At 71.6% G+C, this 15,411-nt stretch carries 13 protein-coding genes; 2 read left to right on the top strand and 11 right to left on the bottom strand.

Annotation, left to right across the window (positions count from 1 at the left end):
• Positions 1 to 6 precede the first annotated feature (6 nt).
• The 11 genes from BLV96_RS35190 to BLV96_RS35140 all read right to left on the bottom strand — a co-directional run bounded on the left by BLV96_RS35190 (position 7) and on the right by BLV96_RS35140 (position 10,839).
• On the bottom strand, positions 7 to 612 hold the full coding sequence (locus BLV96_RS35190; RefSeq protein ID WP_086676569.1) for a hypothetical protein: 606 nt from the start codon (positions 610 to 612) through the stop codon (positions 7 to 9).
• Positions 609 to 1,124: a hypothetical protein gene (locus BLV96_RS35185; RefSeq protein WP_244180703.1), complete on the bottom strand. Its 516-nt coding sequence runs from the start codon at positions 1,122 to 1,124 to the stop codon at positions 609 to 611. The genes BLV96_RS35190 and BLV96_RS35185 overlap by 4 nt, the downstream gene beginning before the upstream one ends.
• A complete protein-coding gene (locus BLV96_RS35180; protein WP_086676568.1) occupies positions 1,109 to 2,314 on the bottom strand; it encodes an MCE family protein in 1,206 nt (401 codons plus the stop codon). Before BLV96_RS35180 ends, BLV96_RS35185 begins: the two co-directional genes overlap by 16 nt.
• Complete coding sequence (locus BLV96_RS35175) at positions 2,314 to 3,375, bottom strand: MCE family protein (RefSeq protein ID WP_086676567.1); 1,062 nt, start codon at positions 3,373 to 3,375, stop codon at positions 2,314 to 2,316. Before BLV96_RS35175 ends, BLV96_RS35180 begins: the two co-directional genes overlap by 1 nt.
• Positions 3,372 to 4,376 (bottom strand): MCE family protein, encoded by a 1,005-nt coding sequence (locus BLV96_RS35170; RefSeq protein WP_208608404.1) that lies wholly within the window; start codon positions 4,374 to 4,376, stop codon positions 3,372 to 3,374. The genes BLV96_RS35175 and BLV96_RS35170 overlap by 4 nt, the downstream gene beginning before the upstream one ends.
• Entirely contained in the window at positions 4,373 to 5,365 is a 993-nt protein-coding gene (locus BLV96_RS35165) for an MCE family protein (RefSeq protein ID WP_086676611.1), read from the bottom strand. Before BLV96_RS35165 ends, BLV96_RS35170 begins: the two co-directional genes overlap by 4 nt.
• Positions 5,362 to 6,369 (bottom strand): MCE family protein, encoded by a 1,008-nt coding sequence (locus tag BLV96_RS35160; protein WP_086676565.1) that lies wholly within the window; start codon positions 6,367 to 6,369, stop codon positions 5,362 to 5,364. Before BLV96_RS35160 ends, BLV96_RS35165 begins: the two co-directional genes overlap by 4 nt.
• Positions 6,366 to 7,643 (bottom strand): MCE family protein, encoded by a 1,278-nt coding sequence (locus BLV96_RS35155; RefSeq protein ID WP_091389968.1) that lies wholly within the window; start codon positions 7,641 to 7,643, stop codon positions 6,366 to 6,368. The genes BLV96_RS35160 and BLV96_RS35155 overlap by 4 nt, the downstream gene beginning before the upstream one ends.
• Positions 7,640 to 8,491 carry an MlaE family ABC transporter permease gene (locus BLV96_RS35150; protein WP_086674920.1) on the bottom strand — a complete coding sequence of 284 codons (852 nt, stop codon included), beginning with the start codon at positions 8,489 to 8,491 and terminating at the stop codon, positions 7,640 to 7,642. Before BLV96_RS35150 ends, BLV96_RS35155 begins: the two co-directional genes overlap by 4 nt.
• A gap of 2 nt (positions 8,492 to 8,493) precedes the next feature.
• A complete protein-coding gene (locus tag BLV96_RS35145; RefSeq protein WP_086674921.1) occupies positions 8,494 to 9,288 on the bottom strand; it encodes an MlaE family ABC transporter permease in 795 nt (264 codons plus the stop codon).
• A gap of 558 nt (positions 9,289 to 9,846) precedes the next feature.
• The gene (locus tag BLV96_RS35140; RefSeq protein ID WP_208608403.1) at positions 9,847 to 10,839 is read right to left on the bottom strand and encodes an LLM class flavin-dependent oxidoreductase; all 993 of its coding nucleotides are present in this window, start codon (positions 10,837 to 10,839) and stop codon (positions 9,847 to 9,849) included.
• 82 nt (positions 10,840 to 10,921) lie between these two features.
• Here BLV96_RS35140 and BLV96_RS35135 point away from each other — a divergent pair, with 82 nt between their 5' ends.
• The gene (locus BLV96_RS35135; protein WP_086674923.1) at positions 10,922 to 11,404 is read left to right on the top strand and encodes an NUDIX hydrolase; all 483 of its coding nucleotides are present in this window, start codon (positions 10,922 to 10,924) and stop codon (positions 11,402 to 11,404) included.
• An 81-nt stretch (positions 11,405 to 11,485) separates the two neighbouring features.
• The gene (locus tag BLV96_RS35130; RefSeq protein WP_482746379.1) at positions 11,486 to 15,268 is read left to right on the top strand and encodes an nSTAND1 domain-containing NTPase; all 3,783 of its coding nucleotides are present in this window, start codon (positions 11,486 to 11,488) and stop codon (positions 15,266 to 15,268) included.
• Positions 15,269 to 15,411 lie beyond the last annotated feature (143 nt).

The following is a 15,411-nucleotide window of genomic DNA, read 5'->3' as shown; positions in this document are numbered from 1 at the left end:
ACGGGGTCAGCGAGGGGTGAGCCCGGTGATTTTCCAGGTGTTTCCCTCACGTTCCGCGGTCACCGAAAGCTGGGCCGCGGCGGAACTGCTGGAATTGTTGTCGGCGCGGGTCGCCGATTGGTCGAGGAACACGAGCAGCCGGGCGTGGCCGTCGCGGATCTCCTGCACCGCGGACGACGTCACCCGCGTGGTCAGCACCAGTTTCTGGGCCGGTGCTTTTTCCTTCACCTGCGCGAACAGCCGGTCGTAGGTGGAAAGGGCGTCGCCGCGCAGGACGTCCTTCGCGGCCTGCTCGGTGACGTCGGTCCGGTCGTAGGAGTAGGAGAAGATCCGGTTGAGCGCGAGCGTCACCGCCGAGGTGACCTCCGCGGTGGCCCCGACGTCGGTCAGGGCGTGGTTGGCCGCGGCCGGGTTGTCCGCCGCCGACCGCGTCAGCATTGTGAACGTCACGCCGGCGCCGGCCAGCAGCACCGAGACCGCGACCAGCAGCGGCAGCAGGAACCGGCGGCGCCGCCGCGGCTCCTCGGCGACGACCTCGTCGGCTGCCACTTCGGCTTCTTCGGCCGCCACGTCGGGCTCTTCTTCGGTCGTGGGCGGTGCGTCGGTGCTCATCTCGCCCCCACCGGCAGCTCGTCGAGCGCGCTGAGCTTCCAGCCGCCCTCGGTCCGGGTCAGCCCCGCGGCGAACCGGTTGCGCTTGGTCGCCGGCGCGACGCCTTCCTTCTGCGCCGTGATCTCCACCGACGCGATCAGCTTCGCGGTGCCGGCGTGCTCGTCCAGCTCACTCAGCGCCGCGTCCAGCACCTTGCCGGTCGACACCGTCGCGTCCTGCGTGAGCGTCTTCTTCGTGGTGTCGTCGGTGTGGGCGAGCCGGTCGTGCAGCGGGCCGGTCGACGCGTCGAGCCACTGCGCGAGCCCCTGGTCGAGCTGGTGGTAGTCGAGGGTGCACAGCCGCGCGACCAGCTCGCGGCCGGAGGCCAGAGCCTCGTCGCGCGCGGCGCCGTAGGTCAGCTCGGCGCTGTGCGCGGTGCGGTACCAGGTGAACCCCGACCAGCCCGCGAAAGCGGCGGTGACGACGAGGGCGAGCACCGCGGCCCGCAGCGGCCACTTCACTTTCCCAGCCACAGCATCTCCTCGAGGGTCGGGGACACCGTCAAGCCGTCCGGCGCGGAGAGCGGGAGGCCGGTGCCGGGCACCGCCGGCGCGGGCACCGGCAGGTGGGGCACGTTCTGCGACCCCCGCACCGAGGTCGCGTCGCCCTTCTCGAGCGTGCACGACGCGCCGGTGTTGAACGGCAGCGGCGAGGTGTCGGTGCTGGGCCGGAACTTCGTGCCCTCGTAGCCGGCGCGGCACGGGACGGGGTCGTAGAACGTCAGCGCCATGCCGAGGTTGCCGTCCTTCCCGTCGAACGCCGCCGACGTCGCCGCGACCAGCTTCGGCGTCGCGACCAGCAGCTGCTCCAGGTCGCCGGTGCGGGCCTGGACCACCTGCGCGGTGGTGAGCAGGTTGGCCAGCAGGATCGGCAGGCCCGGGTCGGTCTCCCGCAGCAGGGTCCCCAGCTCGGACGCGGCGGGCGGCGCGGTGGCGATCAGCCGCCGCAGGTCACCGTCCGAAGCGGACAGCTGCGCGGCGAAGAGCTTGGCGTTGCTCGTGAACGAGCGCCACTCGGCCGAGGAGTCCAGCTGGGTCCGCAGCACGGTGGAGCCGTCGTCGATCAGCTTGGCGGTCTGCGGCAGGTTGTCGGCCGCGTCCTTGGTGAACGTCGTCGCCGTGTCGAGCAGCACCTGCAGGTCCGGGCCGGTGCCGCGCAGGGCGTCGTCCAGCTCGTCGACGACCGTGCGCAGGTCGCCGGTCGGCACCGACGCGGTCAGCGAGTCGAGGTCGCCGAGCAGGTGCTGGACCGGCATCGGCAGCGTCGTCTTCTCGCGCGGGATGACCGAGCCGCCGGCCAGGTACGGGCCGTCGGACGTGCGCGGCTGCAGGTCGACGTACTGCTCGCCGACCGCGGACCGGTTGGCCACGACGGCCTGGGCGTTCGACGGGATCGGCGGGGCCGAGCCGTCGATGACGAGGTCGGCCTCCATCCCGGACGGCGTCAGCCGCAGGTCGCCGATCCGTCCGACGGCGACCCCGCGGTAGGTGACTTCGCCGTTGGTGAAGATGCCGCCGCCTTCGGCGAGCTCCAGCTTCACGGTGTACCCGCTGCCGCCGAAGAGCCGGTCGATCCCGGCGTAGTTGGCGCCGACGAACGCGACCGTGACGAGTGAGATCACGACGAACGCGACGACCTGGATCCGGACCCGGGTGGTCAGCATCACTGGCCTCCCGAAGGCAGCGGCAGGACGGGCAGGCCCGGCGGGGTGCCTTCGCCCGGCGGCGGCAGCGGCATCCCCGGCGCCGGGATGACCGACAGGTAGACGTTGAGGTAGTCGCCCTTGATCGCCGGGATGACCGCGTCGGTGTACGGGAAGGACGGCAGGATCTCCAGCGCCTTCGGCAGGGACGCGCCCGCGTCGGCGAGGCGGTGCAGGATCGGGGCCAGTGCTCGCAGGTCCGCGACCAGGTCGTCCTTGCTCTTGTGGATGACGTCGGTGGCGACGCCGGAGAGGTCGTCGAGCGAGGTCAGCATCGCCACGAGCTGGGTGCGCTGGTCGGTCAGCGTGCGCAGGCCCGGCGTCAGGTCGGTGAGCGCGCCGGACACCTGCTTGTCGCGGTCGGCGAGCGTCGTCGCGAGCTGGTTGACGCCTTCGAGGGCCGCGGTGATGTCCTGGCGGTGCGCGTCGAGGTCGGTGGCGAGGGTGTTGACGCCGGAGAGGAACGAGCGGATCTGCGTCTCGTTGCCGGTCATCACCTTGGACAGCTCGCGGTTGATGGTCTGCAGCTGCCCGATGCCGCCGCCGTTGAGCAGCAGGGAAAGCGCGCCGAAGACCTCTTCGAACTCGGGGTTGCGGTTGGTGCGCGACACCGGGATCACGGCGTTGTCGGCCAGCCGCGCGCTCGCGTTCGTCTCCTTGTCCGGTGCCGCCAGTTCGACGAACTTCTCGCCGAGCAGGCTGGACTGCCGCAGCCGCGCGACGGCGTCGGCGGGCAGCACGACGTCGCCGTTGACCTCGACGACGGCTTCGGCGGTCCAGCCGTCGCTGCCGAGCCGGATGGTCTGGACCCGCCCGACCGGGACGTCGCCGACCTTGACCGCGGCCTGCGGCACCAGGTCGAGGACGTCGGCGAACTGGACGGTGACGTGGTAAGGGTGGTCGCCGACGTCGGCGCCGCCGGGCAGGGGCAGGTCGTAGACGCCCTTGAACTCGCCGGAACAGGCGGTCAGCACCAGGCAGCAGCCCGCCGCCAAGGCCGTGACGCGTCGCAGTGGTCTCATCGGCCCGCCTCGTTCGTGTAGACGGACCCGGTCACCGGCAGCGGCAGGTAGTCGAGCAGGTCGGTGCGGGTCTGCAGGGCGCCGGTGGCGGGGTCGACCGTCTGGACCAGGTTGCTGGCGGCCAGCGGCGCGGTTTCGAGGTACTCCGCCAGGGACGCGCGCTGGTCGACGAGCGTCTGCGTGGTCACCGCCAGCTTGTCCACATTGGACTTGATGAGCGCCCGGTTGTCCTTGAGGAACCCCTGGATGTCCCCGAGCGCGGAACCGAGCGAGCGCAACGCCGAGGCCAGCTCGTCGCGGTTGGCCGACAGCGTGCTCGACACCGACGAAAGCTGCTGGTTGACCTTGCTCACCTGGTCGTCGTTGGCGGCCAGCATGGACGTGAACCGCTGCAGCTCCCGGACGGTGGTGAACAGGTCGCCGGAGTTGCCGGCCAGTGTCCGGGCCAGCTCCGAGAGCTGCTTGACGGAGTCGTTGAACGCGGTTCCGTTGCCGCGCAGGTTGTTCGCGCCGGTGGTGAGCAGGTCCGACAGCGCGCCGTTCTTGTTCGCGCCGTCCGGGCCGAGCGCCTTGGTGAGCGTGTCGAGGCTGGCGTAGAGCTCGTCCAGCTCGACCGGGGTCGCGCTGCGGTCGACGCCGATGGTCGCGTTGTTCACGAGCCGAGGGCCGCCGCGCGCGGGCTTGGAGAACTGGACGTACCGGTCGGCGACGACGCTGGGCGCGATGACGACGACGTCGGTGTCGGCGGCGATCGGCGCGGAGCCGTCGTAGGTCAGCGTCACCTCGACCTGCTCGCCGCGCGGGGTCACCGACTCGACCTGGCCGATCCGGACCCCGAGCAGCCGGACGTCCGAGCCGCTGTACACGCCGACCGCGCGGGAGAACAGCACGGTCGCCCGGTCGAGGCCGGTGCCGGAGAAGATCCACCACAGCGCGGCCACGACGACGAGCGCCGTGACGACCGCCGCGGCGAGGAACCGGTAGGTGCGGGTGGCGTTCACTTCGGGGCTCCGAACTGCTTCGGCGGCGTGCACGGGTCGCGGTTCTCCGGCAGCAGGCCGCAGAGGTAGCCGTCGAGCCAGCGCCCGTTGCCGAGCGCGTTGTTCGCCAGCCGGAAGACCGGGCCGGCGGCGGCCAGGCTCTTGTCCAGGTTGCCGTTCTGGCGCGACAGCAGGTCGGTGACCGTGTTCAGCTGGCTCAACGCGGGTTTGAGCGCCGCGGTGTTGTCGGCGACCAGGCCGGAGAGCTGCGTGGCCAGCGCCTGCGCGCCGGTCAGCAGGTCGTGGATGGCCTGGCGGCGCCGGTCCAGCTCGCCCAGCAGCAGGTTGCCGTCGGAGAGCAGCTGCTCGAAGTCCTCATTGGAGTCCGCGAGCGTCGTGGTGATCTTCTTGGCGTTGGCCAGCAGGTCGGCGAGCTGGTCGTCGCGGGAGGACACGGTCTTCGACAGCGCGGAGAGGCCGTCGAGCGCGGTGCGCACGTGGGCCGGGGCGTTGCGGAAGGTGTCGCTGATCGCGGTGAAGCTGTCGGCGAGCTGCGTGGTGTCGATCGCGCCGGCGGTGTTCGCGAGGCCGTTGAAGGCCTCGGTGACGTCGTAGGGCGTGACCGTCCGGGTGCGTGGAATCGCCTGGTCCGGGTCCTGCACGGCGTCCCCGGTCGGCTTGAGGGCGAGGAACTTGCGGCCCAGCAGCGTCTTGATCCGGATCTCCGCCGACGTCCGGTCGCCGACCCACGCGTTCTTGACGCGGAAGGTGACGAGCACGTGGTCTTCGGCCAGCTCGACGTCGCGCACCTCGCCGACCTTGATGCCGGCGACGCGGACCTCGTCGTCGGCCTGCAGCCCGGCCGCTTCCGAAAACTCGGCGCGGTAGGTGGTGCCGCCGCCGACGACCGGCAGGTTGTCGTAGTTGAACGTCACGGTCAGCAGGGCGGCGAGCACGACGCTCCCGGCGATGCCGAGGGTGAGCGGGTTGCGTTCCTTGAAGGACTTCACGAGCCGCACCTCTCCGCCGTGACGGGTGTTCCGCGCGGAGGCGTGGTCTGCAGGGTGGAGCTGCAGAGGTAGAAGTTCATCCACGAGCCGTAGGAGGCGATCCGGCCCAGGCTGTTCAGCTTCTCAGGCAGCGTGCTCAGCGTCTGTTCGAGACCGGACAGGGTCTTCTCGTCGGCGAGGTTCTTCGTGACGCCGTCGAGCCCGGTGATGCTGTCCTTCAACGGCGTCCGCGCGTCGCCGAGCAGGCCCGCGGTGGCCGTGGAGAGGTCGCCGAGGCCGCCGATCGCGTCGCCGATCGCGGTGCGGTCCGCGGCCAGGCCGGAGACGAGCTCCCGCAGCGTCGAGATCAGCGTCGTCAGCGCGGTTCCCTTGCTGTTCACCGTGCCGAGCACGTGGTTGAGGTTGGTGATGACGTCGCCGATCAGCTGATCGCGGCTCGCCAGCGTCGAAGTCAGCGAACCGGTGTGGGCGAGCAGCTCCTCGACCGTGCCGCCTTCGCCCTGCAGCACCTGGACGATCTCGCCGGAGAGCTGGTTGACGTCGGTGGGCGAGAGCGCCTGGAACAGCGGCTTGAAGCCGTTGAAGAGGTCGGTCAGGTCCAGCGCCGGCGTCGTGCGGTTCAGCGGGATCTCCCCGCCGACCGGCAGGGTGCCCTTCCCGCCCGCGCCGCGTTCGAGCGCGATGTAGCGCTGCCCGACCATGTTGCGGTACTTGATGACCGCGCCGACGTCGGCGGGCAGCTGCCGGCCTTCGTCCAGGGAGAACCTGACGTGCGCCAGGCTGTGGTCGGCGATCTCCAGCTCCTCGACCTGGCCGACCCGGACGCCGGAGATCCGGACGTCGTCACCGACGTTCAGCGACGTCGCGTCGGTGAACGTGGCGCCGTAGAGGTCGGTGCGCCCGACGCCGGTGTTGGCGATCGAGACGGCCAGCAGCACGGTCGCGGCCGTGGTGACGAGGATGAAGATCAGGCTCTTGATCAGCGGGGCGGCGAACTTCCTCACTTGAGCGTCACCTCCGTGCCGCGGTAGAGCGCGCCGACCAGCACGCTGCTCCAGTCCGCGACCTGCCCGGTGGGCACGCCCAGCTGCGGCGCCAGGATCGTGGCCAGCAGCTCGCGCTCCTGCGGGGAGTTCGCGACGCCGAGGTCGTCACGCGTGCCGGTCACCAGGGGGTGCTGCGGGGCGCCGGGCGCGACCGCGGCGGTGCCGGTCGTCGGAACGACGCCGCTGGGGTAGCAGCGCGGACCGCCGCCGTCGGCCGGGTACATCGGGTCGTCCTTGCCGGGCACGTACTTGCCGCGCGCCTGGCTGACGGTGACCTGGGCGTGCATGCCGGGCTGGTTCGTGCCCTTGCCCAGTGCCTCGTCGACCGGCCCGCGCAACGCGTCCATCGCCTTGATGGTGCAGGGGAAGCTGGGGGAGTAGCGCGCCGCAACCTCCAGCGCCGAGCGGCTGTCGGCGGAGAGGGCGATGATGTTGTTCTTGTTGCGGTTCAGGAACTCCCGGACCTCACCGGCCGAACCGGACACTTCCTGGTAGACGGTCGCGAGGTCGGGTGCCTTGTCCCGCACGGTGTTCAGCGTGACGGCGGAGTCGGTGAGCGCGTCCAGGAGGTCGGGGGCGATGTCGCCGTAGAGCCGGGAAACCGACGCGAGGTCCTGGACGTCCTTGGTGAACGCCGGCAGCTGCGGGTTGAAGTTCGTCAGGTAGTCCGCGGCGGTGGAGAGCGTCTCGCCGATCTGCTCGCCGCGTCCCTGCAACGCCGTCGAGACCGCGGTCAGCGTCGTCGCGAGCTTCTGCGGCTGGACGGCTTTCAGCAGGGGCAGCAGGTTGTCGAAGACGCGCTCCAGCTCGATCGCGTTCGCCGAGCGGTCCTGCTCGATCACGGAACCGGCGACGAGATGCGGTGCGCGGACACCGTCCGGAATGGACAGTTGCACGTACCGCTCGCCGAACAGCGTCTTCGGCACCAGCAACGCGGAGACGTTGCCGGGCAACAGGTCCACCTTGTCCGGCTCCAGGGCAAGCGCTATCTCGGCGCCCTGCGGCGTCGCCCGGACCTCGCGGACCTCGCCGACGAGCACGCCGCGGGCCTTGACCTGGCCACCGGCCTGGAGCTGGTTGCCGATGCGGTCCGCCTTCAGCGTCACCGGGACGACGCTGACGAAGTCCTTGTCGTACACCTTGATCGAGAGCGTCACGAGCACGCCCAGCACCACCAGGAACAGCACGCCCGCGGTGCGGATCCCGGCCTTGCGGCGGGTTTCGCGTCTCATCCGGCCACCTGCACGGTGGTCGTCGCGCCCCAGATCGCCAGGGACAGGAAGAAGTCGAGGACGCTGATCGCGACGATCGCGGTGCGCACCGCGCGGCCGACCGCCACGCCGACGCCGGCCGGGCCGCCGCTCGCGCGGAAGCCGTAGTAGCAGTGGGCCAGCACCACGACGACGCTGAACACGAGGACCTTCCCGAACGACCACAGCACGTCGCCGGGTGGCAGGAACAGCAGGAAGTAGTGGTCGTAGGTGCCCGCGGACTGGCCGAAGAACCAGACGGTTATCTGCCGCGAGGCGAGGTAGCTCGACAGGAGCCCGATGGCGTAGAGCGGGATGACGGCGAGGAAACCGGCGATCACCCGCGTCGTCACCAGGTACGGGACGCTGGGGATGCCCATGACCTCGAGGGCGTCGATCTCCTCGGAGATCCGCATCGCGCCGAGCTGCGCGGTGAAGCCGCAGCCGACGGTGGCGGACAGGGCGAGGCCGCTCACCAGCGGCGCGATCTCGCGCGTGTTGAAGTAGGCGGAGACGAACCCGGCGAACGCCGACGTCCCGACCTGGTTGAGCGCGGAGTAGCCCTGCAGGCCGACGACCGTCCCGGTGGCGACGGTCATCCCGATCATCACGCCGATCGTGCCGCCGATGACGGCGAGCGCACCGGAGCCGAAGCTGACTTCGGCGAGCAGGCGGACGATCTCGCGCAGGTAGCGGCGGAGCGCGCGCGGGATCCAGGCGATCGCGCGGAGGAAGAAGAGGATCTGGTCGCCGAGGACGTCGAGGAAGCCGAAGCGGCGGTCGACGGCTTCGCGGACCCTCGTGGTTCTCGGGACGTCCGTGGTCACCATGGTCAGCTCCCCTTCGGCGGAACGAGCTGCAGGTAGACCGTGGTGAGCACCAGGTTCAGCACGAACAGCAGCAGGAACGTGATGACCACGGACTGGTTGACGGCGTCGCCGACGCCCTTCGGGCCGCCCTTGGGGTTCAGCCCGCGGTAGGCGGCCACGACCCCGGCGACGAACCCGAAGATGACCGCCTTGATCTCGCTGATCCACAGGTCGGGCAGCTGGGCGAGGGCGGAGAAGCTGGCGAGGTACGCGCCGGGCGTCCCGTGCTGCATGATCACGTTGAAGAAGTAGCCGCCGAGCACGCCGACGACGCTGACCATGCCGTTGAGGAAGACGGCGACCCCCATCGCGGCGAGCACCCGCGGCACGATCAGCCGCTGCACGGGCGAGACGCCGAGGACCTCCATGGCGTCGATCTCTTCGCGGATGGTGCGCGACCCGAGATCGGCGCACATCGCGCTGCCGCCGGCGCCGGCGATGAGCAGCGCGGTGACGATCGGGCTGGCCTGCTGGATGATGGCGAGGACACTGGCGGCGCCGGTGAACGACTGCGCGCCGATCTGCGTGGTCAGCGACCCGATGTGCAGCGCGATGACCGCGCCGAACGGGATGGAGACCAGGGCGGTCGGCAGGATCGAGACGCTCGCGATGAACCAGAACTGCTGGATCAGTTCACGCAGCTGGAACGGGCGCCGGAACGTCAGCCGGACGACGTCGAGGCCGAGCCCGTAGAGCCGCCCGGTCTGCCGCAGCGCGGCGGCCCCGGGGAACGACGTCGTCGTCGTCCGTTCGGCCATTCGTGTGCCTCCCCAGCGGTTCCGGCGGCACGCCGAATACACCCGAGATGAGCAAGGGGAAATGGTCCGAACGGGGTAACAATGGTCGGCCATTCACGGTCTCGGGGGACACCGTGCCGTTTCCTACTGGTCGGTACGCTAACGACGGCCCTGCTGGGAGACAAGAACTTGAGCGGGATCGCGCGGTCACGGGCTGGTAACCGCGCATTTCTTGTCCGACGCTGACAAACGGACCGGATCTTGTTGTCAAAAGTGGAAAAGAAAATACCGACCCGACCGTCGGAAGAGACGGAAGGGCACCTTTGTAACACCGGATGCCCCGAAGGGCACCTCCACTGCACTGGCTCCGGTGACGACGGGCCGCCGCGAATGACTCATTCGGGACCTCCGACGCCCCGAATGGGCCATTCGCGGCGCTCGCCCGGCGTCGCGGGCCTTCGGTGCGCTCGCTCGCCTGGCGGTGTCTTCGTGAGGAGAGTGCCCGGCGGCCCGCCGTTCGCGGCGTCGGCGGTCACCGGGAGCCCCGCAACTCCCGGGCGCCTCGCGCCGGAGCGGCCGTCAGGACTTGAGGCCGGCCAGCAGCTCGTAGGAGCGCACCCGGTCCGCGTGCCCGTGGACCATCGTCGTGACCATCAGCTCGTCGGCCCCCGTGTCGGCCAGCAGCTGCTCGAGTCCCTTGTGGACCGTCTCCGGCGAGCCGATGATGCTCGAGCCGAAGCGGTCGGCCAGGAACGCGCGGTCCATCTCCGTGTACGGGTACTCGGCCGCCTCCTCCGGGGTCGGCAGCGCGATCGGGCGGCCTCGGCGCAGGCTCAGGAACGTCAGCCCGGACGGCCCGGCCAGGAACTGCGCGCGCTCGTCCGTCTCCGCCGCGACGACCGAGACCCCGAGCATCACGTACGGCTCGTCCAGCACACCCGGCCGGAAGTTCTCGCGGTACAGCTGCACCGCCGGGATCGTGTTCTCGGCCGCGAAGTGGTGGGCGAAGGAGAACGGCAGCCCCAACCGGCCGGCCAGCTGGGCGCTGAAGCCGCTCGAACCCAGCAGCCACACCGGCGGCTGGTTGCCCTCCGCGACCACCGCGTTGACCCCGCGGGCCTCCGAATGGGTGAAGTAGCCGATCAGCTCCTGCAGGTGCTCCGGGAAGTTCTCCGCGGACAGCCCGCCGGGGCCGCGCAGGGCCAGCGCCGTCCGCTGGTCGGTGCCCGGCGCGCGGCCGATGCCGAGGTCGATGCGGCCCGGGTGGAACGCCTCCAGGGTGCCGAACTGCTCGGCGACGACCAGCGGCGCGTGGTTGGGCAGCATGATCCCGCCCGACCCGACGCGGATCCGCTCGGTCGCGCCGGCGACGTGGCCGATCAGCACGGCCGTCGCCGAGCTGGCGATGCCGGGCATGTTGTGGTGCTCGGCCAGCCAGTAGCGGGTGAAGCCCAGCCGTTCCGCGTGCCGGGCGAGGTCCAGGGTGTTGCGCAGCGTCTCGCCGACGGTGTTCCCCTCCGAAACGGGGGACAGGTCGAGCACGGACAGCGGCACGTCAGGCAGTGAGCTCACAACCGGGGTCAACGCCCCGGTGCCGCGATTGCTTCCCGGCTCTTCGGTTGTGACGCCCTTCACGGACTGGTGAAGATGACGCATGGCCGAGCTTCCCCTCCGCGACCGTGCGGGCAACCTCCTGCTGGCCGTGCGCCGGGTCGCCGAAAGCGATCTCACGCGCCTGGCCGCCGCGGTCCCGGTGCCCGCTTCGGTGGTCGTGGCCGTCCACGCCGGCGCCGTCCTGATGATGTTCGACCGGCGGCGGCAGCAGTGGGAGCTGCCCGGCGGCACGCGGGAGGCCGGGGAGAGCAGCCACCGGGCGGCGGCCCGCGAACTGGCCGAGGAGACCGGCATTTGCGAGGTGGTGCTGACTTTCGCGGCGGTGGCCGAGTTCGCCCTGACCCGGCCCGCGCGCCAGGAGCTCCTCGCTGTCTACCGCACCGATCTCGGCGCCGCCCCCGCGCTCAGCCTCAGCGAGGAAGGGCTCGGCTTCCGCTGGTGGTCGCCCGGCGAGCGCGTCGGCGCGGACATGAGCCCACTGGACGCGGAGATCGCCGCGCGGGTCCTCGCCGACGTCGTCTGAAGGCGGCCGGTTTTCCCGAACGGGCCCGGCCCGGCGCGCGACCCGATACCGTGGGTCGGAAACCGGAACAGGGAGGACGGGGTGCCGCGTCCCGAGCGACCCTTGGATCCCGGGGACGACCCGCTGACCGGATTCGCCGCCGATCTCCGGCGGTTGCGGGAAAGTGCCGGGAATCCCACGTACCGCGAGCTCGGCCGGCGCGCGCACTATTCGGCCGGGACGCTTTCGGAGGCCGCCGGCGGGCGGAAACTCCCCAGCCTGGCCGTGACGCTGGCCTACGTCCGGGCCTGCGGCGGGGTACCCGCTGAATGGGAAGAGCGCTGGCACGCCGTCGCCGACGACGCGCGTCCGGACGAAGCCGCCGTGCCTGAGCCCGAAACCGGGGAAAAGCCGCCGTACGTCGGGCTGTCCGCATTCACCTCCGCCGACGCGAGCCGGTTCTTCGGCCGCGAACGGCTGGTCGAAAAGCTCGTCGCGCGGCTTTCGGGACAGCGTTTTCTCGCGGTTCTCGGCGCGTCCGGCTCCGGGAAGTCGTCGCTGCTGCGGGCCGGCCTGCTGCCGTCGGTGAAGGGCCCGGTCATCCTGCTGACCCCGGGTGCCCGGCCGCTGCAGGAGTGCGCGGTGAAGTTCGCCGCCGCGCTCGGCCTCGCGCCCGGCGCGCTGCTCGACGACTTCACCGCGCACCCGCGCAACCTCGGCCTCGCCGCCCGGCAGCTCGCCGAACCGGACGACACCGACGTCGTGCTCGTCGTCGACCAGTTCGAAGAGGTCTTCACGCTCTGCCAGGACGAGCGGGAACGCGCGCGCTTCCTCGACGCCCTCGTCACCGCGACCACCGAGCCCGGCAGCCGGATCCGGGTCGTGCTCGGCATCCGCACCGACTTCTACACCCACTGCGCGCGGCACGCGGAGCTCGCCGAAGCCATGCAGGACGCGCAGGTCCTCGTCGGCCCGATGACCACCGAGGAGCTCCGGCAGGCGATCTCGCGGCCCGCCGTCGACGCCGGGTACCGCGTCGAGACCGCGCTCGTCTCGCGGCTCGTCGCGGACGCCACCGGCCGGCCCGGCGTGCTGCCACTGCTCTCCCACGCGCTCCTCGAAACCTGGCGACGCCGGCGCGGCACCACGCTGACCCTGGCCGGGTACGAGTCGACCGGTGGCATCGAGCGGGCCATCGCCCAGACGTCGGAAAGCACTTTCGCGCGCCTTTCGCCGCGCCAGCAGCGGCTGGCCCGGCAGGTCTTCCTCCGGATGACCGCGCTCGGCGAAGGCACCGAAGACACCAAGCGCCGCATCGGCCGCGGCGAGCTCGACACCGACGACGAGGACACCGCCGTCGTGCTCGACGGCCTCGCCGCCGCGCGGCTGGTCACCCTCGACGACACCGGCATCGAGATCACGCACGAGGCCCTCATCCGCGGCTGGCCGCGGCTGCGCGAGTGGCTCACCGAGGACCGCGAGGGCCTGCGCGTGCACCGCCAGCTCACCGAGGCGACCGACGCCTGGGAGGGCGTCGGCGAGGACTCCGGCTGGCTCCACCGCGGCACCCGGCTGGCCGTCGCGCGGGAGTGGGCCGCGCGCCAGGACACCGCGCTTTCCCAGCGGGAACGGCGGTTCCTCGACGCCAGCCTCGCCGTCGAGCACGCGGAGAAGGAACGCGACCGCCGGCGCACCCGGCGGCTGCGGCAGCTCGTCGCGCTGCTCGCCGTGCTGCTGGTCGTCGCCGTCGCGGCCACCGCGTACGCCGTGCACGCCCAGGGCACGGCCACCGACCAGCGCAACAGCGCGCTCGCGCAGAAGGTCGCCGGGCAGGCGCTGGCGATGCGCGCGACCAACCCCGCGCTGGCCGCGCAGCTCGCGCTCGCCGCGTACCGCCTCGACCCGAGCGCCGAAGCGCGCAGCAGCGTGCTCGGTGTCTTCTCGACGCCGTATTCGACCCGCGTCACCGGGCACACCGGCCGGGTCAACACCGTCGCCCTGCGCCCGGACGGCCGGGTTCTCGCCACCGCGAGCTGGGACGGCACCGCGCGCCTGTGGGACGTCCACGACCCGCACCACCCGGTGCCGCTGGGCGTGCTGACCGGCCACACCGGCAACGTCAACAACGTCGCCTTCAGCGCCGACGGCCGGACCGTCGCCACCGCCGGCTTCGACGGCACCGCCCGGGTCTGGGACGTCGGCGACCCCGCCCGGCCGGGCCCCGGGATGATCGTCGAGCAGCACGAAGGCAAGTCCTACGCGGTCGCCTTCAGCCCGGTCGCGCCGCTGCTGGTCACCGCCGACGTCGCCGGCAAGCTCCGGTTCTACGACACCACCGATCCGGCGCACCCGCGGCCGGCAGGGGAGCTGACCGGGCACACGTCGTACGTCAACAACCTCGCCTTCAGCCCGGACGGCCGGCTGCTCGCCTCCGCGTCGGCCGACCAGACCGCCCGTCTCTGGGACGTCGCCGGTAAGCGCTCGCTCGGCGTCGCGACCGGGCACACCGACGTCGTCCACTCCGTCGCCTTCAGCCTCGACGGGCACACCCTCGCCACGGCTTCGGCCGACCAGACCGCGCGCCTGTGGGACGTCACCGATCCCGCCGCCCCGGTGCAGCTGGCGTCGCTCGGGGCGCACAAGGCGATCGTCCGGTCGGTCGCGTTCGGTCCCGACGGGCACACCCTGGCCACGAGCGGCTTCGACCGCACCGCGCGGCTGTGGGACGTGGCCGATCCGCGGCACCCGCGGGAGCTGCAGTCCCTGCCCGGTCACATCGGGGCCGTCGGGTCGGTGGTCTTCAGCCGCGACGGGCGCACGCTCGCCACGGCCAGCGACGACCAGTCCGCCCGGCTCTGGGACCTGCCCGGCCCGGCGCTGCCCGCCCACACGGCACGGGCGTGCCACGAAGCGTTCGGCCGCGGGGTGCTCGCGACCGGCGGCTACGACCAGGTGGTGCGCCTGCACGAACTCGCCGACCCGGGCGCGCCCCGGACGGTCGCCACGATCGGCGGCTTCGGCGACGCGGTGTGCGGCGTCGCGATCAGCCCGGACGGCCGCACGCTGGCCACCGGCAGCTGGGACCACACGATGACGCTGCGGGACATCACCGACCCGGCCCACCCCGGGCCGCCGACGGTGTTCTCCCGGCCGCACGACGACATCGACGCGGTCGTGTTCAGCCCGGACGGCCGGTTCCTCGCCACGGCGGGCGACGGCCACACCGTCCGGCTCTGGGACCTCGCCGACCGCCTGCACCCCGTGGAGATCGCGAAGCTTCCGGGGCACGACGACGACGTCCACACGCTCGCCTTCAGCCCCGACGGCCGGACGCTGGCCAGCGGCAGCTGGGACCACACCGCGCGGCTGTGGGACGTCTCGTCGCCCCGGGCCCCGAAGTCACTCGCCAAGCTCGAAGGGCACACCGACACGATCTTCTCGGTCGCGTTCAGCCCGGACGGCCGCACGCTCGCGACCGCGGGCGCCGACCGCGTGGTGCGCCTGTGGTCGGTCGCGGACCCCGCGGCCGCGCGGGTGTCGGCGGTCCTCGCGGGACACACCGACATCGTCATGGGGGTGTCCTTCAGCGGCGACGGGAAGGTGCTGGCCTCCGGCAGCTACGACCGCACGGTCCGGCTGTGGGACGTCGCTCGCGCGGAGCCGTACGCGGCGCTGCCCGAGGAGGCGGACCGGGTGTACGCGGTGCAGTTCGCCCCGGACGGCCACACGCTGGCGGGCGCGGTCGCGGACGGCACTGTACGGTTCGTCGAAACCGATCCCGACCGCGCGGCCGAACGGATCTGCGCCGTCGCGGCGCCCCGCATCACCGAAGCCGAGTGGTCGGCGGGCCTGCCGGGCATCGACTACGCCCCGCCCTGTCGATAACGAGTTGTTCGGCGTTGTTGTTCGGTGCGCGAGCGCGGACACCGAACAACGTTTGTCCACTAGACATGCCCTCGGACGGCGACGTCCCACGACGTTCACTCACCGGGGGTCTGAAGGGCTCCTTCATGGGCGGGAGCCCCCGC

It is taken from the genome of Amycolatopsis pretoriensis (assembly GCF_900107925.1).
Taxonomy (GTDB): Bacteria; Actinomycetota; Actinomycetes; order Mycobacteriales; family Pseudonocardiaceae; genus Amycolatopsis; species Amycolatopsis pretoriensis.
The sequence above is the reverse complement of the archived record's forward strand: the minus strand, read 5'-3'. Positions and strand labels throughout refer to the sequence as shown.